The organism is Curtobacterium sp. SGAir0471 (genome assembly GCF_005490985.1).
Lineage (GTDB): Bacteria > Actinomycetota > Actinomycetes > Actinomycetales > Microbacteriaceae > Curtobacterium.
Map to the genome: position 1 here is coordinate 573675 of NZ_CP027869.1, position 21028 is coordinate 594702.

Sequence of the window (21028 nt, forward strand, 5' to 3'; positions counted from 1 at the left end):
TCGCGTTGTATCGCGTCTGTGAAGTCACGATACATCGCGTTCCGCGAGTTGTCACCGGGTCGCGGCGCGGAACGGCCGGTCGTCGCCGGGGCGCGACGCGGGACGGCCCCGCTCCCGGTCGGGAGCGGGGCCGTCCTGAGGGCAGGGCCTACTTCGCGGCGTCGTCCAGTGCCGCCTGGGCCTTCTCCGCCGCTGCGTCGAGGGCCTCCTTCGGGCTGGTCTTCAGCAGCATCGCGGACTGCAGCTGCGTCGACAGGGCGGCGCTCACCTCGCCGTACGCGGTGATCGACGGGCGGGCCTTCGCGTACTCGAGCTCGTCGGCGAAGGCCTTCAGGCGCGGGTTCTCGTCCAGGTACTTCTTCCACGTGGCGTTGTCCGCCGTGGCCTGGTTCGCGGGGAGCAGGCCGGTCGCGATGTCCCACTTCGCCTGGGTGTCCGGGCTGAGCCACCACTGCAGGAACTTCCACGAGGCGTCCTGCTTCGCCGACGTCGTCTTGATGATGTACGAGTTGTTCGTGCCGAGGTTCATCGCGGGCTGCTCGATGCCGGGCAGTGCGAAGACGCCGACGTTGTCCTTGCCGAGCGTGCTGTCGATGGTCGACAGGTCGTACGCACCGGTGATCGCCATCGCGGCCTTCTTCGACGTGAGCGCGGGGACGGCGCCGTTCGTCGAGGTGGTGAGGAGCGACTGCGGGTAGGCCGAGCCGTCCTGCAGCATGTCCGTCCACGCCGTGAGCGCCTTCACGCCCGCGTCGCTGTTGAACTCCACCTTCGTGTTGTCCTCGTTGAGGAACTCGCCGCCGGCGCCCCAGAGCATCGACTGCCACGTGAAGACCGGCCACTCACCGGTGCCGATCGGCAGGTAGGCGCCGTACTGGGTCGTGCCCTTCGTGAGCTTCTTCGCGTCGTCCTGGAACTCCGCCCACGTCTTCGGGGTGTCGGTGATCCCGGCCTCCTTGAACATCTCCTTGTTGTAGACGACGGCGTAGTCACCGATGTCGGTCGGCAGCGTGTACTGCTTGCCGTCGAACTCGCCGGTCGAGAGCATGCCCTCGGTGAAGCTGTCCTTCGTGACGTCACCGCTGGACAGGTAGTCCTCGAGCGGCAGGACCTTGCCGGTCTGGATGACCTCGCCGGTCTGCTGCGGCGTGCTGTCGCCGAGCACCATGTCGGGGCCCGTGTCGTTCTTCAGCGCGTTGATGAGCTTCGCGTCGAACTGGTCGGACGAGGCCGCGTACTGCGGCTGGACGTCGATCTTGTCCTGCGAGGAGTTGTACTCGTCGATGAGCTTCTTGACCTCGGTGGCCTGGGGCCCCGTGTAGTTGTGCCAGACCGTGATCGTGGTCTTGCCGCCGCTGCCGCCGGAGTTGCCGGTGACGGAGCCGCCGGAACACCCGGACAGGGCCAGTGCGGCGCCCACGGCGAGGGCCGTGGCACCGAGCAGTCGCTTGCGCATGAGTCGTCCTTTCTCGGACTTCGGGTGGAGCGAAGGTGGCTTCGCGTGGTGCGAAGGGTGATGAGGAGGAGTGGAGCGAGGGATGGTGCGGAAGGGGGGAACGGGATCAGCGGAGTCCGCCGGCCATGGCCGACACGATCTGCTTCTGGAAGATGATGAAGACGATGAAGACCGGCAGGATCGCCAGCGTCGAGCCGGCCATCAGCAGGTTGAAGCTCTGGCTCGCGTTCGCCGACTGCAGCTGCGTGAGGCCGACGGAGACGGTGAAGAACTCGGTCCGCGACGCCACGAGGAACTGGAAGAAGAAGTTGTTCCAGTTGTAGACGAACGACAGGACCGCGAAGGAACCGATCATCGGGGTCGCCATCGGCGTCACGACGGACCACATCCGCCGCCACACCCCGGCGCCGTCGACCCGGCTGGCGTCCTCGATCTCGCTCGGGAACGAGGTGAAGAACTGCCGGAACAGGAAGGTGCCGAGGATCGACGGGATGTTCGGGACGATGAGGCCCTGGTAGCTGTTCAGCCAGTGCAGCGACGACAGCAGGGTGATGAGCGGCGTGAACACGACCTCGAACGGCACGAGGAGCGCGGCGAGCAGGACGACGAACACGATGTTCTTGCCCTTGAACTTCAGTCGCGAGAACGCGAAGCCCGCGGCGAGGCTCGTCACGATCTGCCCGGCCGTCGTCGCGATGGCCACGACGGTCGAGTTGAAGAAGTACAGCCCGAAGGGGGCGACGGTGAAGATGTCGGTGTAGTTCGACAGCTCCCACTGCCGCGGCAGGAAGGTCGGCGGGAAGGCGAGCGCCTCCTCCGAGGACTTGAAGCTCGTCAGCAGCATCCAGAGGAACGGGCCGAAGAACAGCACGACCGCGACGAGCAGGATGACGTGCCGCAGGACGGCGGGCGAGTGCTTGCGGAACAGCACGCCGAACGGGCGGCTGCGGTGCGGACGGGAGGCGCGGCGCGCGTCCGACGGGAGGGCGCGGGAGGCGATCTGGGTCACGGTGGCGGTCCTAGTTCAGCTCGATGGGGTCGCGGCGGTTGATGACCCGCAGCTGGACGACCGCGACGAGGATGCCGACGATGAGCAGGAGGACGGCGGCGGCACTGGCCGAGCCGCCGTGGAAGAACACGAAGCCCTGGTTGTAGATGTAGTAGAGGATCGTCTCGCTCGAGTTGATCGGGCCGCCCTGCGTCAGGACGTAGACCTGTGTGAAGACCTGGAGGGCACCGATCACCCCGGTGATGGCGAGGAAGCCCGTGGTCGGCGCGACCAGGGGGAGCGAGATCCTGAAGAAGCGGCGGATCGGGCCGGCGCCGTCGAGCGTCGCGGCCTCCATGTAGGAGGCCGGGATGTTCGTGAGCGCGGCCGAGTAGATGATCATCGTGTAGCCGACCCCCTGCCAGATCGAGAACACGATCACTGAGACCAGCGCCCACGGCTCCGAGGTCAGGAAGCCGATCGGGGGCGCGCCGAGCGCGGTCACGACGCCGTTCACCAGCCCGCCGAGCGGCGACAGGATGAAGCTGAAGATGAGCGCGCTGCCGACGATCGGGGCGATGTACGGCACGAAGAGCAGGGCGCGGTAGACCCCGCGGCCGCGGAACGGCTGGGCCAGCAGCGCCGCGAAGAACAGCCCGAGCGCCATCGTGATCGGCACCACGACCACCACGTACAGCGCGGTGTTGCCGGCGGCCCGGAGGAACTCGCCGTCCTGGAACAGACCGGTGAAGTTCGACAGGCCCACGAAGCCGTTCGTCTCGCCGGACGCGGGGTTCCAGTCCGTGAACGAGTAGTAGACCGTCTGCGCCAGCGGGTACAGGTAGAACAGCGCCAGCAGCACCGTCGTCGGGGCGATGAGCACGTAGCCCGCCCGCCCCTCGCGTCGTTCCATCCGGCTCGCGTCCGCGGTGGACGACCGTCGACCGGGAACGCGCACCCTGGTCGGGTTCTGAACCGCACTCGTCATGCGGACCTCCTCTTGGCTCGTCGTTGAACGCTAGGAATCGGCTGTTTCGAGCAGATTACCGTTCGATCACCAAAAGTAAATAGTCGAATCTGCAACGACTTCGTTCGGCAATCGACCGTTTCCTCGCTACAGTGACGGCATGCACGAGCAGCACTTCCAGGACATGGACCGGAGTCCGGGGTCCGTCGGGGACGTCCTCCGACTGATCCGCGTCTCGGACACGACCTCGCGCTCGAGCATCGCCAGGAGCACCGGGCTCGCCCCCTCCACCGCATCCGCCCGGGTCGATGCGCTGACCGCGCTCGGACTCGTCCGCGAGAGCGGCGCCGAGGGCTCCCGCGGTGGTCGACGCGCTCGCCGCCTCGAACTCGTCGCGGACGCCGGCTACGTCGCCGCGGCCGACCTCGGCGCCCACCACGTGCGCATCGTGCTCACCGACCTGGCCGGCCGGATCGTCGCCGACACCGACGCGCTCGAGCACGGCGCAGCGACGGTGCCGGTCGCCGCGGGGCCGCGCGCCTCGGTCGCCGCGCTGTGGGACCGGTTCGTCGAGCTCGCCCGCGACAGCGGCCTGGACACGACCCGCTTCCGGGGTGCCGCGATCAGCGTGCCCGCACCCGTCTCGTACCCGGGCGGCAGCATCGCGACCCCGTCCTTCGAACCGTCGTGGCACGGCGCCGTGCTGCCCGAGCTCTTCGCCGAGCACACCGACGCCCCGGTGCTCGTGGAGAACGACGCGAACCTCATCGCCTTGGCCGAGCGTCCGGGCCCGGACCGCAAGGGCACCCTCGTCGCGGTGAAGCTCGGCACCCGCATCGGTTCGGGTGTGCTGCTCGACGGGCGACTGCACCGCGGGGTGAGCGGCGCCGCCGGCGAGATCAGCCACACGCCCGTCGACGGCGAGGCCGCGATCGGCTGCACCTGCGGCGTACCGGACTGCCTCGAGTCGGTGGCGTCCGGCGGCGCGATCGTCGCCCGGCTGCGCGCGGCCGGACGGCAGGTGAGCGGGACGAGCGACGTGCTCGCGCTCGCCGCGCAGGGCGACGCGGTCGTCCTCGACGAGCTCCGCCGAGCGGGGGAGCACATCGGTCGGGTGCTCTCCGGCATCGTGAACTTCTGCAACCCGAGCGAGGTCGTGCTCGCGGGCGCGATGTCGGCGTCCTCCGTGCTGGTCGCGACGATCCGCGGCGAGCTGTACCGGTCGTGCCTGCCGATGGTCGCGGACGCCCTCGACGTCCGGGCGAGCGCCTCGCCGCGCGATGCCGGCATCCGTGGTGCCACGGTGCTCGCGATCGACGAGGTCCTCGCACCGGCGCGGATCGACGAGCTCGCCCGGGCGGCGGCGGAGCGCAGCGCATGACGAGCGGCGCGCAGCGCACGACGGGCGGCGCGCAGTGCGTGACGAGCGGCGCGCAGCGCACGACGGGCGCAGCGCAGCGCCCGACGAGCGCATCGCGACCCGGCAGCCCGGAGCAGTCCGGGGCGATCGTGGCCGTCGACGTCGGCGGGACGACCGTCAAGGGGATGGTGCGGGTCGGCGAGGTCGTCCTCGACCGCGTGGTCGTGCCCACCCTCGGGCCGGTCGACCCCGCCGACGCCGTCGGTGGCCCCGCGCTCGCCGCCGTCACCGCCGTGGTCGACCGCCTCGCCACGGCCGCCACGACCGCGGGGCACCCGCTCGCCGCCATCGGCCTCTGCACACCGGGAGTCGTCGACGCCGAGACCGGGACGGTGCTCGTCGCCGTCAACCTCGACTGGCACGACCTGCCGCTCGCCGCGCTCCTGCGCGACCGGTACGGCGTCCCCGTCGCCGTCGCGCACGACGCCCGCGCCGCCGCGACCGCCGAGATCGCCGCCCGCACCGCGGCTGGTCGGGACGTCACCGAGATGGTCTTCATCCCGATCGGCACCGGGGTCTCCGCGAGCCTGGTGGTCGACGGTCGCCTGGTGGTCGGCGCGGCGGGCGGTGCCGGCGAGGTCGGGCACGTCTGCGTCCGACCGGGCGGCGAGCAGTGCACGTGCGGGCAGCGCGGCTGCGTCGAGGTGTACGCCTCCGCACGGAACATCCGGCGCCGCTACCGCGAGGGCGGCGGCACCATCGACGGAGCGACCGACGAGATCGTCGCCGCCGTCGACACCGACCCGGTCGCCGCGGCGGTGTGGGACGACGCGGTCGACGCGCTCGCCGCCGGCATCGCGATCCTGTCCGCCGTGCTCGACCCGGCCGTGGTCGTCGTCGGCGGTGGACTCGGCGAGTCCGGGGAGCGCCTGCTCGCCCCACTGCGCACCGCGGTGGACGCCCGGCTCGGCTGGCGTCCCGCGCCCCGCATCGAGCAGTCCCTCGCGGGCTCCGGCGCCGGCCTGGCGGGAGCCGCCCTGCTCGCCCGCACCGCCGCGGGGTCGAGCCCCGCCGCGACGACGCCGTCCGCCGCGACGACGCCGGCCGCCGGACAGGACCCCACCCCATGACCACGGACACCGCTCCACCCACGAACCAGGAGGACCCCATGACCGCTCAGCGACTCCGGATCGGACTCGTCGGCGCGGGGGTGATCGCCCACGCGCACCTGCCGAACCTGCTCCGCATCGGGGACGTCGTCGTCTACTCCGAGGTCGGCGCCGAGGACCTCGTCGCGGCACACGGCGGCGAGGTGGTCGACTCGCTCGACGAACTCCTCGCCCGTGTCGACGTGGTGGACGTCGTCGTCCCCACGCACGCCCACGCCGAGGTCGTGCGCGCCGCGCTCGCCGCCGGCAAGGACGTCATCAGCGAGAAGCCGCTCGCCCGCACCGACGCGGACGCCGACGACCTGGTCCGGCTCGCACACGAGGCCGGGCGCCAGCTCTACCCCGCGCACGTCGTCCGCTACTTCCCGGAGTACGTCCGGCTGAAGGCCGCGGTCGAGGCCGGGCAGCTCGGCGAACTGGCCGTCCTGCGCTTCGTCCGCTCCGGCGCGTTCCCGACCCGGTCCGCCTGGTTCGCCGACCCCGAGCTGTCGGGCGGCATCATCATGGACCAGATGATCCACGACCTGGACATCGCCCGGTGGATCGCCGGCGACGTCGTCCGGGTCAGCGCCGTGCACGTCCGCAAGGGCACCGTCGACCACCCCGTCGAGGCGGCGCACGTGCTGCTCACCCACGAGTCCGGGGCGATCAGCCACGTCGCCGGCATCTGGGGACCGGCGCACCTGCCGTTCGTCACCGAGTTCTCGGCCACCGGGACGCTCGGCAGCCTGTCGCACGACTCCCGCGCCGAGCGGAACTACACGGCCGAGCTCCTCGACGAGGCGGGCGTCGGCGGGGACCTGCCGGAGCTCGACCCCGCCGAGGACCCGTACTTCCTCGAGATCCGCGAGTACCTCGATGCCTTCCGGGGCGGCGCCGTGCCCCGTGTCTCCGCCGAGGACGGCGCCACCGCGGTCCGCATCGTCAACGCCGCGCTGCGGTCGGTCGCGACGGGGCAGCCCGTCGACCTCGGGCCCGTCCCGGCCACCGGGACGCACGAGGGGGCGACGGCATGAGCGCCCTGCGCATCGGTGTCCTGTCCTTCGCGCACACGCACGCGCTGTCCTACCTGTCGGCGCTGCAGGCGATGCCCGACGTCGAGGTCGTCGGCACCGACCCGGACGGCACCTCGACGGGCACCGAGCTGGTCGACCTCCGCGGTCGCGAGCTCGCCGACGCCCTCGGGGTCGCGTACGTCGACACCGTCGAGGAACTCCTGGCGAGCGGGGTCGACGCCGTCGTGGTCACGAGCGAGAACGCCCGGCACCGTGCGCTCGTCGAACAGGCCGCCGCCGCGGGGGCGCACGTGCTCTGCGAGAAGCCCCTCGCCACGACGTGGGAGGACGGGCTCGCCATGCGCGCCGCCGCCGAGGCCGCTGGCGTACTGCTCATGGTCGCCTTCCCGGTCCGGTTCGCGAGCACGTTCGCCCGGCTCGCCGCGACGAAGCGGTCCGGCCGGCTCGGCGAGGTCGTCTCGGTCCGCGGGGCGAACAACGGCATGCTGCCGCTCACCCGCTCGTGGTTCACCGAGCCGGAGCTGTCCGGCGGTGGCGCGATCGTCGACCACGTGGTGCACATCGCCGACCTGCTCGACGAGCTGCTGGACGGCACCCAGGCCGAGACCGTCACCGCCGTGACGAACCGCGTGCTGCACGCCTCGCGCGCGCAGGCCGAGACCGCGGGCCTGGTCACGATCACCTACGCGGACGGCACGATCGCGGCGATCGACTGCTCGTGGAGTCGTCCGGACACCTCGCCGACGTGGGGCGGGCTCGCGCTCACCGTCGTCGGGACCGAGGGGTCGGTCGACGTCGACTTCTTCCGGCCGAGCGTGCGGGGTCTCGACGCGGCGTCCGGGCGCTCGGTCGTCCTGCCGTACGGGCCGGACTTCGACGCGGCACTGCTCGACACCTTCGTCGCCGCGGTCCGCTCCGGCCAGCAGCCCCAGCCCGACGCGGCCGTGGGACTGCGCACCCTGGCGATCGTCCTGGCGGCGCAGGAGTCGGCCGCAACCGGCGAGACGGTGCGGGTCCGGTCCGTCTGACCCGACCGAAGACGGTCTGGAGGCGCGTGGCTGGCCCGCCACGCGCCTCCCGTCCGTCACGCGGTCGGTTCAGGAACCGCCGGCCGCCGCCCACAGCCGGCGCGCGTTCGCGAGTCCGCGCTCGACGGCGTCGACGTCGTCCTCGAGCCCCTCGAACTCGATCGACACGGGCCCAACGAACCCGCTCGCGACGATCCGCTCCACGATCCGGCCGAGCGGCAGGTCACCGTGCCCGACGACCGTGCCGAGCACCGCGCGACCGGCCAGCGTGGTGAGCCAGCCGTCCGCCGCGGGCGGGGTCTCGCGCACCAGGAAGTCCTTGAGGTGCACGACCGCCGCGACCGGCAGCACCCGCTGCACCGCGCGGAGCGGGTCGTCGTCGAGGCACACGAAGTTGCCGACGTCGAGCAGGGCGCGGAAGCTCGGGTGGTCGACCTCGTGCACGAGCCGCAGGATCCGCTCGCTGTCGTTGAAGGCGAAGCCGTGGTTCTCGACCATCGTCGTGATGCCCAGCGTCGCGGCGTGCTCGGCGACCGCGCGGCAGACCGGCACGACCTGCGCGAGCACCCGCTCGAACTCCGCGTGGTCGGCGTCCCGCCAGGCCCACGGGACGACGTCGTGGCGCAGGTGTGTGATGCCGAGCCGGTGCGCGACGTCGAGGTGCTCGCGGACGCGGGCGACCTCGGCGTCGACGGTCGCCGGGTCCGAGAAGTCCGCACCGATCACGTGGTTCGCGAGTCCGATCCCGCGGGCGGCGGCGTGCTCACGCAGCCGGTCCACGAGCTCGGGCTGCCGGGGCAGGTCGTCGCCGAACCCGCCCGCCGCGATCTCGAGGTGCTGGCCGCCAGCGTCCGCGACGCGGTCGACGACGTCGAAGATCGTCAGCGCACCGCGCTGGAGCGAGCGGGCGTAGCTGTAGGACGAGACTCCGAGTCGCATGGCGCGACCCTAGCGGCAGCGGTCTCGTCGCCACCAGGGGTCGTTCCGGATCCGTGGACGGAGCGGGTCGTCCCGTCGTCCGTCCGCGTCGGGGACCACGGCAGGCGGCGGAACAGCGGCATGAGCGGCTGCACCATCGGGCCGATCGCGAACGCCGCGACCACCGTGCCGACCCCGACGTCGCCGCCGAGCAGCCACCCGACCAGGACGACGGTGACCTCGATGACGGTGCGCGCGAGCCAGAGCGGCCAGCCGAACCGCTCGTGCACGCCGACCATCAGGCCGTCCCGGGCGCCGGCACCGAGCCCGGCGCCGATGTAGCAGGCCGTCGCGACCGCGAGCAGCGCGAGCCCCGCGGCGAACAGCAGGACCCGGGGGACCAGGCCGTCGGGCTCCGGCACGAGCCAGAGCACCAGGTCGGCGGACGGGCCGATCGCCAGCACGTTGCAGAGCGTGCCGATCCCGGGCTTCTGGCGGAGCGGGATCCAGAGCAGCAGGATGACGACGCTCGACACGACGGTGACGACGCCGAACGACCACGGCAGGACGTTCTCCAGGCCCTGCGTGAGCACCGTCCACGAGCCCACGCCGACGACCGCGCGGACCTGCAGCGCGGTCGAGGCGCCGTAGAGGAAGAGCCCGACGGCGAGTTGGACGAAGCGGAGCACGAGAGCGGTGGAACGGGGCATGAACTGATGCTGGCTCCCGATTGGCCTGGCCGTCGAGAGCCAATCGCGCTAGCGTGGACCCGTGCCCCCGGTCTCCCTCAGTGCTCGCGCCGCCGCCCTGCTCCTCGCTGACTGGCGGGACGGCACCGACGCCCCCGCGTACGAGGCGCTGTCCGACGCCGTCCGCGTGCTCGTCATCGACGGGCGGGTGCCGCTCGGCGTGCGGCTCCCCGCCGAGCGCGGACTCGCCGAGGCCCTCGGCGTCTCGCGGACCACCGTGGCGAACGCGTACGCCCGGCTGCGGGACGACGGGTTCGTCGTGTCGCTGCGCGGGTCCGGCAGCGTCGTGCACCTGCCGCGCGACCTGGCCGGCCGGCCCGATCCCGAGCGGCTCGGCGGCGTGGTGCCCGGCGACCTGCTCGACCTCCGGAAGGCCGCGCTGCACGCCGCACCCGAGGTCGCCGAGGCCGTCGAGCGCGCCGTCCGGCACGTGCCCGCGGCGCTCGCCGGCATCGGCTACGACACCGTCGGGGACCCCGGGCTCCGCGCCGCGATCGCCGACCGCTACACGGAGCGCGGGCTCCCGACCGACCCCTCGCAGATCGTCGTCACGATCGGCGCCCAGCACGCGATCGCGCTGCTCGCGCGCGTGCTCGTCCGCCGCGGCGACACCGTGCTCGTCGAGTCGCCGACCTACCCGCACGCGCACGAGGCCTTCCGCGAGGCCGGTGCCCGGCTCGTCGGTGTCCCCGTGGACGCGCGTGCCGGGTGGGACGCGGCGGCGCTCGAGACGACCCTGCGCCGGACCGCCCCGGCGGTCGCGTACGTCATGCCCGAGCTCCACAACCCGACCGGGGCGACCATGGCGCCCGACACCCGACGGTTGCTCCTCGACGTCGCGGCGACGACCGGCACGACGGTGGTCGTCGACGAGACGATGGGCGAGCTCCGCATCGACGGGGACCCCGCGCCGCCGCTCGCCGTGGCCGACCCGTCGGGCGCCTCGGTCGTCATGATCGGCTCGGCCGCCAAGGTCTTCTGGGGCGGTCTGCGCATCGGCTGGGTCCGTGCAGCCCCGGAGTTGCTGCAGCGCCTGCTGCTCGCCCGCCCGACGGGCGACCTCGGCACGCCGGTCCTCGACCAGCTCGTCGCGCGCGAGCTCGTCCCGCGCACGGCGGCCGTCCTGGAGGCACGGCGCACCTTCCTGCGCACCGGTCGCGACGAGCTCGTGGCCGGTCTCCGCGCGCGGGTGCCCGAGTGGGACGTGCCGTCCCCGGCAGGTGGGCTGACGACGTGGGTCGGGCTCGGCCGTCCGGTGTCGAGCGCACTCGTCCTCGCCGCTCGGGCCGAGGGGGTGGTGCTCGCCTCCGGCGGGGTGTTCGGATCCGACGGCGGCTTCGAGCGGTTCCTCCGCGTGCCCTACACGATGGGCGCGACGGACCGGGAGCGCCTGGTCGACGTGCTCGAGCGCGCGTGGTCGCGGATCGGCGGTGAGGGTGCAGGCGCCCGGGGGTCGCTGGCCGCGGTGGTCTGACCGCTCGGTCGCGCGGTCTCTCCACAGATCGTCGGTCGGCGGTCTGGTTCGCAGGTGGAACTGCGAGGATCAGCGTCGTGCACCTCCTCTCGGTCTTCAGCCTCCGCAACCGGGCCCTCATCGCGCTCGTCACGATCGTCGTCGCGGTGTTCGGCGGCGTCGCGCTGACGAACCTCAAGCAGGAGCTCATCCCGAGCGTCCAGTTCCCCCAGGTGGCGATCGTCAGCGCCTACCCCGGAGCCACGCCGGAGGTCGTGTCGAACGACGTGTCGACGAAGATCGAGCAGGCGATCCAGGTCGTGCCGAACCTCGAGTCGACGAGTGCGACGTCCTCGACCGGGCAGAGCGTGGTGTCCGCTTCGTTCGACTACGGGTCGAACCTGGCCAGCGCCGAGGACAAGATCCAGACCGCGGTGAACGCCCTGTCGCTGCCGGACACCGTGCAGACCCAGATCGTCACCGGGTCCTTCGACGACCTGCCCGTGCTCCAGCTCGCCGTCACCGCGTCGGGCAACCAGGAGCAGCTCGTCGACCGGCTCAACGCGACGGCGGTGCCCGACCTCGAGAAGCTCGACGGCGTGCGCCAGGCCGACGTCTTCGGCAACCCGGGCCGACGCATCGTGATCACCCCGAACGAAGACGAGCTCGCGGCGCGGGGCCTCACGACGCAGTCGATCTCGAACGCGCTCGACGACAACGGCACGCTCATCCCCGGCGGCACGATCACGCAGGACGGCAAGACGCTCTCGGTGCAGACCGGGCAGCGCATCGCGTCGCTCGACGACATCCGCGGGCTGCCCCTGACGGCGTCGAGCGGTTCGGGTTCGTCGGGGTCCTCGGATTCGTCCGGATCGTCGAGCGGCGGGACGGCCGCGAGCGGGACGGCTGCGGGCCAGCGCCAGGGCCAGACCGGGGCGAGCGGTACCGGGACGACCGCGACGGGCGGAACGGGCGCGACCGGCGGGACGGGCGCGACCGGCGGGACGGGCGCGACCGGCGGGACGGGCGCGAGCACGGCCTCCACGCCGACCTCGCTCGGTGACGTCGCGACCGTGCAGATCGAGGAGTCGCCGCGCACCTCGATCAGCCGGGTCGACGGCAAGACCGCGCTCACCATCGCGATCACGAAGACGCAGGAGGCGAACACGGTCGACGTCTCCGAGACCGTGAAGGACGCCCTGCCCGGCATCGAGGCAAAGGTCACCGGCGACCCGCAGTTCACCGTGGTGTTCGACCAGGCGCCCTACATCCAGCAGTCGATCGACTCCCTGGCAGAGGAGGGGCTGCTCGGCCTCGGCTTCGCGGTCGTCGTGATCCTGGTGTTCCTGCTGTCCTGGCGCTCGACGCTCGTGACCGCGATCTCGATCCCGACGTCGGTGCTGCTCGCCGCGATCGGCATGCAGGCCGCCGGGTACACCCTCAACATCATCACGCTCGCCGCGCTGACCATCGCGATCGGCCGCGTGGTCGACGACTCGATCGTCGTCATCGAGAACATCAAGCGGCACCTGCAACCCGGTGTCGACCGTGGGCGGGCGGTGCTCGACGCCGTGCGCGAGGTCGCCGGTGCCGTCACCGCATCGACGCTCACGACCGTGGCGGTCTTCCTGCCGGTCGCGTTCGTCGCGGAGCTCGTCGGCGAGCTGTTCCGGCCCTTCGCGTTGACGGTCACGATGGCGCTGCTCGCGTCGCTGTTCGTGTCGCTGACGATCGTGCCGGTGCTCGCCTACTGGTGGCTCCGGGCGCCGAGGACCCACCGGCACGCCGCGACGCCGACCACGGGGTCGATCGAGACCACGGGGCCGGGCACGTCAGGGTCGCCGACGGCTGCGTCGCCCGCGGCTGCCTCGTCGTCGACCGGGGCGCTGGCGTCGGCCGACGACCTGCACGACGCCGGCACGTCCGACCGACTGCGTCGCGGGTACCTGCCCGTCCTCCGCTGGGCGGTCGGCCGTCCGGCGCTCGTCCTCGTGCTCGCCCTGGTCGTCCTCGGTGGCACCGCGGCTGCCGTGCCCTTCGTCAAGACGAACTACCTCGGCGACTCGGGGCAGAACACCTTCACCGTGACGCAGGACCTCGAGCCCGGCACCAGCCTCGACGAGCAGTCCGACGCCGCCCGCAAGGTCGAGCGGGTGCTGCAGGACGTCTCCGGCGTCGAGACCGTGCAGACCACGATCGGCTCGAGCGGCCAGTCCATCCAGGCCGCGTTCGGCGGTGGTGCCTCGGCGTCCGTGCAGTACAACGTCACGACCGATGCCGGCGCCGACCAGGCGACGATCCAGTCGACGGCCCGCGATCGCATCGGGCGGATCGACGGCGTGGGCGAGGTGAGCCTGTCGAGCGCGGGTGGTGGCTTCGGTGGATCGAGCGACATCGAGGTCGACGTCACCGCACCGACCCAGTCCGAGCTGGAGACGGCGGCGAAGCAGGTCCTGACGAAGATGCGCGACGTCGACGGGACGACCTCGGCGACCAGCAACCTGTCCGCAGCCGAGCCGTACCTGGCGGTGCGGGTCGACCGGACGAAGGCCGCCGAGCGCGGGCTCACCGAGACCCAGGTGGGCGGGATCGTCGCCGCCGCGGTCTCGCCGCGGGACACCGGCAGCGTCGAGATCGACGACGCCACCCTCGACGTGTACATCGCCGACCCGCAGCCGCCGACCACGATCGACGCGCTCGAGTCGCTGTCGATCCCGACCGCGAGCGGCGAGGTCCCGCTGACCGACGTCGCGACGGTCGAGCAGTCCGACGGGCCGACCACGATCACCACGTCGAACGCCGTTCGCACCGCGACGATCACCGTGACGCCGGACTCGACGAACCTCGGTCAGGCCGTGCAGAACGTGACGCAGGCCGTCGACGCCCTCGACCTGCCGAAGGGCGCCTCGGCGACGATCGGCGGGGTGGCGTCGAGCCAGTCGTCCGCGTTCAGCCAGCTGCTGCTCGCCGTGCTCGTCGCGATCCTCATCGTGTACGTGATCATGGTCGCGACCTTCCGGAGCCTGCTCCAGCCGATCCTGCTGCTGCTGTCGGTGCCGTTCGCCGCCACCGGAGCGCTGCTCCTGCAGATCGTGACGGGCATCCCGCTCGGGGTCGCCTCGCTCATCGGTCTGCTGATGCTCGTCGGCATCGTCGTCACGAACGCCATCGTGCTCATCGACCTCGTCAACCAGTACCGCCGCCGAGGGCTCCGCGTGCGCGAGGCGCTGATCGAGGGCGCGACCCGTCGACTCCGGCCGATCCTGATGACCGCGCTCGCGACGATCTTCGCGCTGCTGCCGATGGCGATCGGGCTGACCGGCAAGTCGGGGTTCATCTCGCAGCCGCTCGCACTGGTCGTGATCGGCGGTCTGGTGTCCTCGACGCTCCTGACCCTCGTGGTGCTGCCGGCGCTGTACTCGGTGGTCGAGGGCTTCCGGGAGCGTCGGGCCGACCGGAAGGCGGAGCGGGAGGCCACGACGGAGCACTGAGGCGGCCGCGGCGCGGTCTCCGCACGGCTCGGCGCGGTCTCCGCACGGCTCGTCGATCGCCGTCGGTCGCGGCGGCCCGCTCGTCGCTCGTTGTCAGTCGCGGCGACTGGCTCGTCGGTGGCCGTCAGTCGCGGCTGCCGGACTCCTCGGCCTCGACCTGGCGGAACCACGACACGAGCACGCACGTCAGGGTGACGAGGAACACGATCGCGGCGCCCTGCGCGGCGATCGCCATGTGGCCGGTGACGGCCGAGTAGCCGCCGAAGGCCACGGCGGCCGTGAAGGACAGTCCGAGCAGCAGCTCCGCGTACGTCCGGACGGAGGTCCGGGCGGGCCACTCGGTCACGGGGCGCGCGGTGCGGGTCGTGGTGTCGGTCACACTCCGAGTCTGCGGTCGCCGCTCGACCCCCGCACACCCGAGTCCGGGTGCCACCCGCACGGGGCACGGCCCGACCGTGTCCAGTCGTCCGTCACCGGAGCCGGTCGCGGAGGAACCCCACCACCCGCTCGCTCATTGCCCGGTCGAGCTGCACGATCGAGTGCGCCGTCCCCTCCACCGCGACGAACGTCACCGGGACGTCGTGCTCGCGGAGCGTGGCGACGAACTCCTGCGACTCCCACAGCGGGATGAACTCGGCGGTGGAGTGGCCGACGAAGAACGGGGCGGTCTCGTCGGTGACGTGGTACCCGGGCGAGGCGGCCCGTGCGGCCGGGCAGTCCTCGTAGCTCCGGCAGCCGAGGTACAGCAGCTGCTTGCGCTGGAACGAGGCCGACACCCCGTCCGGCTCGGTCGAACGCGTCGTGAGGTCGGTCGGACCGCTCAGGTCGACGACCGCCCGGATGCGGTCCCCGGCCGCCCACGCAGTCGACTCGTGGTCGGTCACCGCGAGCATCGCGACGAGGTTGCCGCCCGCGCTTCCGCCGAAGAGCCCCACACGGTCCGGATCGATGTCGTACGTCTGCAGCGTCGCGGGCCGGAACACCCAGTCGAGCGCTCGTCGGGCGTCGTCGAAGCCTGCCGGGAAGGGGTCCGTCGGCGCCAGGCGGTAGTCGATGTTCACGGTGACGAACCCCTCGGAGGCCAGGTACTGGCACACCGCCCGGTACGCCGCGGTGGCCTTGTCGCCGTGCGACCAGCTCCCGCCGTGGACGAGCATCACCGCGGGGCGCCCGTCGCGAGGCCGGTCGGCCCGGGTGTCCCGACCAGCACCTCCGTCGGTCGGTTCCTCGGTCGCGACGTCCGACACGGAGGGCGACGGCGACGGGCGCGGGGTCGTCGTCGGGGTCGCCGTGGTGTCCGGTGCGCTGTCCGGCGGCAGGCACACGTCGAGGCGCTGCAGTGGCTCCCGGCCGTAGGGCACGTCGGCGACGACCTCGATGCCGGGGTAGCGCAGCGACAGCGGGTAGATCACGGGATCGGCGGTCACGACGTCGTCGCGGTCGGCCACCGGCGCACCGCTGCACGACCCGAGGGCACCCGTCGCCACGACCGCGGCGAGGAGCGCGAGCAGTGTGCGGCGGCCGGACCTCATCGCCGTCCACGCTAACCCCGCCCGATCGACACCGCGTCCGTCGACAGGGTGAGCGGCCTCCTCCTCGCGGTGGCTGCGGTGCCTGGTCGAACCGGGCGTACCGGGTCGAACCGGGCGTACCTGGTTGAACCGGGCGAGCCTGGTCGAACCGGGCATACCTGGCCGAACTGATCGACCCGGTACGCCCGTTCCCGCTCGGTACGCCCGGGAGCACCAAGCACCTGAGACCGCCGGGGCCGCCAGGTATGCCCGCAAGCACCAGGTACGCCCGGAATCGCCCGGCGACCACGGGCGCCCGCACCCCGCCCGCACCTCCCCGCGTCCGGTGCCGCCGGGTGCCGCCGGGTGCCGCCGGGTGCCAGGATGGGCGATACACCCGCAGGAGGACCCGTGAGCCGTCGCAAGGCCTGGAACACCGACCCCGAACCGCTGCTCCGCGTCGAGGAGGGCTTCCGCCTCGACCGCGTCGATCCCGACGGCACGCCGGGCTACCCCGGGCGCAAGATCGACGGGCTCGAGTCACTCGCCGCAGGGGCCGATCGCCTCGCCGCGCTGCAGGAGCGCCTGTACGCCGCGAGCACCGCCGGCGACCAGCGTCGCGTGCTCCTCGTGCTGCAGGCGATGGACACCGCGGGCAAGGGCGGCATCGTCTCGCACGTCGTCGGCGCGGTCGACCCGAACGGCGTGCACTACGCCGGCTTCAAGGCCCCCACCGACGAGGAACGCGAGCACGACTTCCTCTGGCGCATCGAACGGCAGCTCCCCGCGGCCGGGCAGCTCGGCGTTTTCGACCGGTCCCACTACGAGGACGTCCTGATCCAGAAGGTGCGCGCCTTCGCCCCGCCCGAGGAGATCGACCGCCGGTACGGCGCGATCGTCGACTTCGAGGACCGGCTGGTCGAGCAGGGCACCACGATCGTCAAGGTCATGCTGCACATCTCGAAGGACGAGCAGCGCGAACGGCTCGGCGACCGCCTGGACCGCCCCGACAAGCACTGGAAGTTCAACCCCGGGGACATCGATGAGCGCCTCCTCTGGGACGAGTACCAGCAGGCGTACCAGACCGTGTTCGACCGCACCTCGACGGTCCGCGCGCCCTGGTACGTCGTCCCCGCGAACCGCAAGTGGTACGCCCGGCTCGCCGTGCAGCAGCTCCTGCTCCGCGCGCTCGAGGACATGCAGCTCACCTGGCCCGCCGCAGACTTCGACGTGGCCGAGCAACGTCGGCGGCTCGCCGAGTCCTGACGGCCGCTCCGGCCTGGAGGCACGATCCACCTCCGCCCCGTCGCCCGGCCCGGCCACGGGGCTGGTCAGGCGCGCCCGGGTCGCGTAGACTCTCTCGGTCGGCCTTCGGCACCGCGGCATCGTGACCGCGGGATTCGTTTGGGTGTGTGTGCGCTCGAGGGCTGGATTCACGTCGGACCACGACGGGAAGAACCCCCTCTCCGCCTCAGAGCCCCCGCCGATGTCGCTGCCGGGTGCGCGGACGTCTGCACCCCGGAAAGTAGCAATGGCCCCGTACGACAAGGGCGCGCGTCAGCGTGCCGACGACCGAGTCCGCCACGCGAACGGCACGCCCGCCGCGCGCAGCAGCAAGCACCGCGGCTACCGCGCCGCCGATCCGTCGCAGCCGCGGCAGAAGCAGCGCTGGGACGCCGAGGAGCGCCGCGGGCGTTCCGCACAGGGCGAGCGCCCCGCACGTCCGAACTGGGAGCCGCGTGACGGCGGCCAGCGCCGTGACGACCGCGGCGGACGCGGGTACGACCGTGACGACCGCGGTGGCCGTCGCTCCGACCGGGACGACCGTGCCCCGCGCCGGTTCGACCGCGACGACCGTGCCCCGCGCCGGTTCGACCGTGACGACCGTGCCCCGCGCCGTGATGACGACCGTGGTGCCCGTCGGTTCGACCGGGACGACCGTGCCCCGCGCCGGTTCGACCGCGACGACCGTGCCCCGCGCCGTGATGACGACCGTGGTGCCCGTCGGTTCGACCGGGACGACCGTGCCCCGCGCCGCTTCGACCGGGACGACCGTGCCCCGCGTCGCTTCGACCGCGACGACCGCCCGCAGCGTCGCTCGTTCGACCGTGACGACCGTGCGCCGCGCCGGTTCGACCGTGACGACCGTGCCCCGCGCCGTGACGACGACCGTGGTGCCCGTCGCTTCGACCGCGACGACCGCCCGCAGCGTCGCTCGTTCGACCGTGACGACCGTGCGCCGCGTCGCTTCGACCGCGACGACCGCGCCCCCCGCCGTGACCGTGACGACGCGCGTCCGGCCTACGTCCCCGCGGACGACGTCAAGCTCGAGAAGCTCCAGGCCGAGGCGACCGTCGCGGCCGACGTCGAGGGCGTGACCTTCGCCGACCTCGGCATCGGCGGCAACATCTCCCGCACCCTGGCCGAGATGGGTGCCACGAGCCCGTTCCCGATCCAGGCCGCGACGATCCCCGACGTGCTGTCCGGCAAGGACGTCCTCGGCCGTGGTCGCACCGGTTCCGGCAAGACCATCGCGTTCGGTGCGCCCCTCGTCGAGAAGCTCATGGAGCACGGCGGCGGCACGAAGCGCAGGATGGGCCGCGCCCCGCGTGCGCTCATCCTCGCCCCGACCCGCGAGCTCGCCCTGCAGATCGACCGCACCGTGCAGCCGATCGCCCGCTCCGTCGGTCTCTTCACGACGCAGATCTACGGCGGCGTGCCCTACGGCCGCCAGGAGGGTGCCCTCGAGCGCGGCGTCGACATCATCGTCGGCACGCCGGGCCGTGTGCAGGACCTCATGAACAAGGGGAAGCTCGACCTCAGCGAGGTCGTCGTCTCCGTGCTCGACGAGGCCGACCACATGTGCGACCTCGGGTTCCTCGAGCCGGTGCGCGAGATCCTCTCCGCGACGGCCGAGGTCACCCCGCAGGGCGACCGCGCGCAGAAGCTCCTGTTCAGCGCCACGCTCGACGCCCAGGTCGCGTCGCTCGTGTCCGAGTTCCTGCACGAGCCGAGCGTCCACGAGGTCGCCGGTGAGGACCAGGCATCCTCGACCATCGACCACCGCGTGCTGGTCGTCGAGCAGCGCCAGAAGGACCAGGTGCTCGAGGAGCTCGTCGCCGGCGACGGCAAGACGATCGTCTTCGCCCGCACCCGCGCCTACGCCGAGCGTCTCGCCGACCAGTTCGAGGACGCCGGCATCCGCGCGACCTCGCTCCACGGTGACCTCAACCAGTCCCGCCGCACGCGCAACCTGCAGCTGCTCACGAGCGGCCGGGTGAACGTCCTCGTCGCGACCGACGTCGCCGCCCGCGGCATCCACGTCGACGACGTGTCGCTCGTCGTGCAGGCCGACGCCCCGGACGACTACAAGGCGTACCTGCACCGCTCGGGCCGGACGGGTCGTGCCGGCAAGGAGGGCACGGTCGTCACGCTCGTGCCGCGTGGTCGTCGCCGCAAGATCGAGGGCATCCTCGAGAACGCCGAGATCGAGGCCGACCTCGTCGACGCCGCCCCCGGTGACGGCATCGTCGCGGAGCTCGCCGCGCGGTAGACGCGACCACACGACGCAACGGGAGGCTCGGTGCCAGTGGCACCGGGCCTCCCGTTCGTCTCAGCCCAGCTCAGGCGTCAGCGCGAGAAGAAGAGCAGTCCGCGCACGTAGCCGGCCTGGCCGGCGTGCTGCGTGCAGTCGTCGAGGATGCTGACGAGTCGCGCACCCCGGGTGACGGGCGGGTCCCACGCCTCGTCGACCACCTCGTCGAGGTCCTCCGGGGCGAGCGTGCCGAGGTACGCGACCGTGCGTTCGTGCACGGCCCGCAGGTAGCCCTTCAGCAGCTCGGCGGGGGCGCGCACCCGGCCGACGTCCTCGCTCGACATCCCGTAGCCGAGCGCGTCGGCCGGGAACGGCAGGCCGAACCGCTCGACCCAGCCGTCGGCGGTCCAGACCTGCTCGGTGCCCGCGAGGTCCGCGACCTGCGCGTCCTGTCCGCGGGCGGTGTGCCACGCGAGCCAGGCGAGGGTGTTCGCGCCGGCGGCCGGTCGGGTCGCGAGCTGCTCGGTCGACAGGCCGTCGACAGCGCGCTCCACGGTCTCGGGCACGCGGGCGAACGCTTCGGTGAGGAGTTCCGCTGGGGTCATGCGGCCGACGCTACGCGGGCTCAGCCCGCGGTGGCCGCCCGGTGACGTCGTTCGAGGGCGTCGCCGACGCCCTCGAGCGCGAGTGCGACACCCGCTCGTTCGGCCGGTGCCACGGCGTCGCGGAACGCCGCGGCCCAGGTGGCCGCGACCTCACGCGCGACCGCCGTGCCCGACGGCGTCAGGTGCACGAGGATGCTCCGGCGGTCGTCGGGGTTCGGGCGGCGCTCCAGGTGCCCGTGGCGCTCGAGCCGGTCGAGCAGCGACGTCGTGGCACCGGTGCTCAGCTCGAGCTGCTCGCCGGCCTGCTTCGGCGTGGTGCCCGTCGGCCCCGCGGCGGCGAGGTGCAGCAGCAGGCGCGTGTCCGTGGTCCCGAGGCCCCGCGTCGCGCTCTCGTGCGCGAGCACCCGTCCGTGCTGCACCTGCAGCGCTCGGAAGGCCTCGAGCAGCCGGGTGACGCCGGGGTCGTCGACGTCGTCGACCGGGGCGATCACCTCGACGTCGGGGGAGACCGGTGCGGGCGGCAGGGTCAGCGGCGACGGGGGCAGCGGCGGCAGTGCGGGGGAGGTGTCCGTCACGGGTGCTCTTCTCGGGTGCGTGACCGGGGGTCGGTCAGGGTTGTGAGCGGACCCGGGTCAGGGGTCCTCGTGCTCGGTCCCAGGCAACAGGTGTCTCGACGATCAAGCTACCCCCAACAGAGGGGGTATTTCTTCACTTGTCATCATCACGTCGAGCAAGTAGCTTGATCGTCGTACCAAACAGGCACCGTAGCGCGACCAACCACC

The 21028-nt window shown here is 72.4% G+C and carries 17 protein-coding genes; 8 read left to right on the forward strand and 9 right to left on the reverse strand.

The window, feature by feature from the left end:
• Nucleotides 1–148: 148 nt before the first annotated feature.
• From C1N91_RS02750 to C1N91_RS02760, 3 genes are all read right to left on the reverse strand, one after another.
• Nucleotides 149–1456 carry an ABC transporter substrate-binding protein gene (locus C1N91_RS02750; protein ID WP_137766502.1) on the reverse strand — a complete coding sequence of 436 codons (1308 nt, stop codon included), beginning with the start codon at nt 1454–1456 and terminating at the stop codon, nt 149–151.
• Between the two features lie 106 nt (nt 1457–1562).
• Nucleotides 1563–2465 carry a carbohydrate ABC transporter permease gene (locus C1N91_RS02755; RefSeq protein WP_058727436.1) on the reverse strand — a complete coding sequence of 301 codons (903 nt, stop codon included), beginning with the start codon at nt 2463–2465 and terminating at the stop codon, nt 1563–1565.
• A 10-nt stretch (nt 2466–2475) separates the two neighbouring features.
• On the reverse strand, nt 2476–3432 hold the full coding sequence (locus C1N91_RS02760; protein WP_082688224.1) for a carbohydrate ABC transporter permease: 957 nt from the start codon (nt 3430–3432) through the stop codon (nt 2476–2478).
• Nucleotides 3433–3571: 139 nt separating this feature from the next.
• On the opposite strand from C1N91_RS02760, the gene C1N91_RS02765 reads away from it, so the two are divergent.
• Genes C1N91_RS02765 through C1N91_RS02780 form a run of 4 tightly spaced genes read left to right on the forward strand, consistent with a single transcriptional unit; the run spans nt 3572 to nt 7984 of the window.
• Nucleotides 3572–4792, forward strand: a complete 1221-nt coding sequence (locus C1N91_RS02765; protein WP_137766503.1) for an ROK family transcriptional regulator — start codon at nt 3572–3574, stop codon at nt 4790–4792.
• Nucleotides 4789–5901, forward strand: coding sequence for an ROK family protein (locus C1N91_RS02770; RefSeq protein ID WP_137766504.1), 1113 nt, complete (start codon nt 4789–4791; stop codon nt 5899–5901). Before C1N91_RS02765 ends, C1N91_RS02770 begins: the two co-directional genes overlap by 4 nt.
• 38 nt (nt 5902–5939) lie before the next feature.
• On the forward strand, nt 5940–6956 hold the full coding sequence (locus C1N91_RS02775; RefSeq protein ID WP_137766505.1) for a Gfo/Idh/MocA family protein: 1017 nt from the start codon (nt 5940–5942) through the stop codon (nt 6954–6956).
• Nucleotides 6953–7984: a Gfo/Idh/MocA family protein gene (locus C1N91_RS02780; RefSeq protein ID WP_137766506.1), complete on the forward strand. Its 1032-nt coding sequence runs from the start codon at nt 6953–6955 to the stop codon at nt 7982–7984. Before C1N91_RS02775 ends, C1N91_RS02780 begins: the two co-directional genes overlap by 4 nt.
• 69 nt (nt 7985–8053) lie before the next feature.
• Here the strand turns inward: C1N91_RS02780 and C1N91_RS02785 are convergent, their stop codons facing one another.
• Nucleotides 8054–8923: a sugar phosphate isomerase/epimerase family protein gene (locus tag C1N91_RS02785; RefSeq protein WP_137766507.1), complete on the reverse strand. Its 870-nt coding sequence runs from the start codon at nt 8921–8923 to the stop codon at nt 8054–8056.
• Nucleotides 8866–9612: a membrane protein YczE gene (gene yczE, locus C1N91_RS02790; RefSeq protein ID WP_137766508.1), complete on the reverse strand. Its 747-nt coding sequence runs from the start codon at nt 9610–9612 to the stop codon at nt 8866–8868. The genes C1N91_RS02785 and yczE overlap by 58 nt, the downstream gene beginning before the upstream one ends.
• Before the next feature lie 61 nt (nt 9613–9673).
• Between yczE and yczR the strand changes: the two genes are divergently transcribed.
• On the forward strand, nt 9674–11125 hold the full coding sequence (yczR, locus tag C1N91_RS02795) for a MocR-like transcription factor YczR (RefSeq protein ID WP_137766509.1): 1452 nt from the start codon (nt 9674–9676) through the stop codon (nt 11123–11125).
• Nucleotides 11126–11202: 77 nt separating this feature from the next.
• Nucleotides 11203–14595 (forward strand): efflux RND transporter permease subunit, encoded by a 3393-nt coding sequence (locus C1N91_RS02800; RefSeq protein WP_137766510.1) that lies wholly within the window; start codon nt 11203–11205, stop codon nt 14593–14595.
• A gap of 124 nt (nt 14596–14719) precedes the next feature.
• Here the strand turns inward: C1N91_RS02800 and C1N91_RS02805 are convergent, their stop codons facing one another.
• Both C1N91_RS02805 and C1N91_RS02810 read right to left on the reverse strand, forming a co-directional pair.
• Entirely contained in the window at nt 14720–14974 is a 255-nt protein-coding gene (locus tag C1N91_RS02805; protein WP_058728551.1) for a hypothetical protein, read from the reverse strand.
• Between the two features lie 91 nt (nt 14975–15065).
• Nucleotides 15066–16127 carry an alpha/beta hydrolase gene (locus C1N91_RS02810; protein ID WP_175415886.1) on the reverse strand — a complete coding sequence of 354 codons (1062 nt, stop codon included), beginning with the start codon at nt 16125–16127 and terminating at the stop codon, nt 15066–15068.
• Nucleotides 16128–16490: 363 nt separating this feature from the next.
• Between C1N91_RS02810 and C1N91_RS02815 the strand changes: the two genes are divergently transcribed.
• Together C1N91_RS02815 and C1N91_RS02820 are read left to right on the forward strand one after the other, a co-directional pair.
• Nucleotides 16491–17372 (forward strand): polyphosphate kinase 2 family protein, encoded by an 882-nt coding sequence (locus C1N91_RS02815; protein ID WP_137766512.1) that lies wholly within the window; start codon nt 16491–16493, stop codon nt 17370–17372.
• A gap of 265 nt (nt 17373–17637) precedes the next feature.
• Entirely contained in the window at nt 17638–19659 is a 2022-nt protein-coding gene (locus C1N91_RS02820) for a DEAD/DEAH box helicase (RefSeq protein ID WP_137766513.1), read from the forward strand.
• A gap of 77 nt (nt 19660–19736) precedes the next feature.
• Here C1N91_RS02820 and C1N91_RS02825 read toward each other — a convergent pair whose 3' ends face one another.
• Entirely contained in the window at nt 19737–20246 is a 510-nt protein-coding gene (locus tag C1N91_RS02825; protein WP_137766514.1) for a mycothiol transferase, read from the reverse strand.
• A gap of 20 nt (nt 20247–20266) precedes the next feature.
• Nucleotides 20267–20821 (reverse strand): MarR family winged helix-turn-helix transcriptional regulator, encoded by a 555-nt coding sequence (locus C1N91_RS02830; RefSeq protein ID WP_175415887.1) that lies wholly within the window; start codon nt 20819–20821, stop codon nt 20267–20269.
• Between the last annotated feature and the right edge of the window lie 207 nt (nt 20822–21028).

Coding starts and splice junctions, on each gene's coding strand:
- C1N91_RS02750 (WP_137766502.1), bottom strand. CDS start 1,456: ATGCGCAAGCGACTGCTCGGTGCCACGGCCCTCGCCGTGGGCGCCGCA.
- C1N91_RS02760 (WP_082688224.1), bottom strand. CDS start 3,432: ATGACGAGTGCGGTTCAGAACCCGACCAGGGTGCGCGTTCCCGGTCGA.
- C1N91_RS02765 (WP_137766503.1), top strand. CDS start 3,572: ATGCACGAGCAGCACTTCCAGGACATGGACCGGAGTCCGGGGTCCGTC.
- C1N91_RS02770 (WP_137766504.1), top strand. CDS start 4,789: ATGACGAGCGGCGCGCAGCGCACGACGGGCGGCGCGCAGTGCGTGACG.
- C1N91_RS02775 (WP_137766505.1), top strand. CDS start 5,940: ATGACCGCTCAGCGACTCCGGATCGGACTCGTCGGCGCGGGGGTGATC.
- C1N91_RS02780 (WP_137766506.1), top strand. CDS start 6,953: ATGAGCGCCCTGCGCATCGGTGTCCTGTCCTTCGCGCACACGCACGCG.
- C1N91_RS02785 (WP_137766507.1), bottom strand. CDS start 8,923: ATGCGACTCGGAGTCTCGTCCTACAGCTACGCCCGCTCGCTCCAGCGC.
- yczE (WP_137766508.1), bottom strand. CDS start 9,612: ATGCCCCGTTCCACCGCTCTCGTGCTCCGCTTCGTCCAACTCGCCGTC.
- C1N91_RS02810 (WP_175415886.1), bottom strand. CDS start 16,127: ATGAGGTCCGGCCGCCGCACACTGCTCGCGCTCCTCGCCGCGGTCGTG.
- C1N91_RS02815 (WP_137766512.1), top strand. CDS start 16,491: ATGGGCGATACACCCGCAGGAGGACCCGTGAGCCGTCGCAAGGCCTGG.
- C1N91_RS02820 (WP_137766513.1), top strand. CDS start 17,638: ATGGCCCCGTACGACAAGGGCGCGCGTCAGCGTGCCGACGACCGAGTC.
- C1N91_RS02825 (WP_137766514.1), bottom strand. CDS start 20,246: ATGACCCCAGCGGAACTCCTCACCGAAGCGTTCGCCCGCGTGCCCGAG.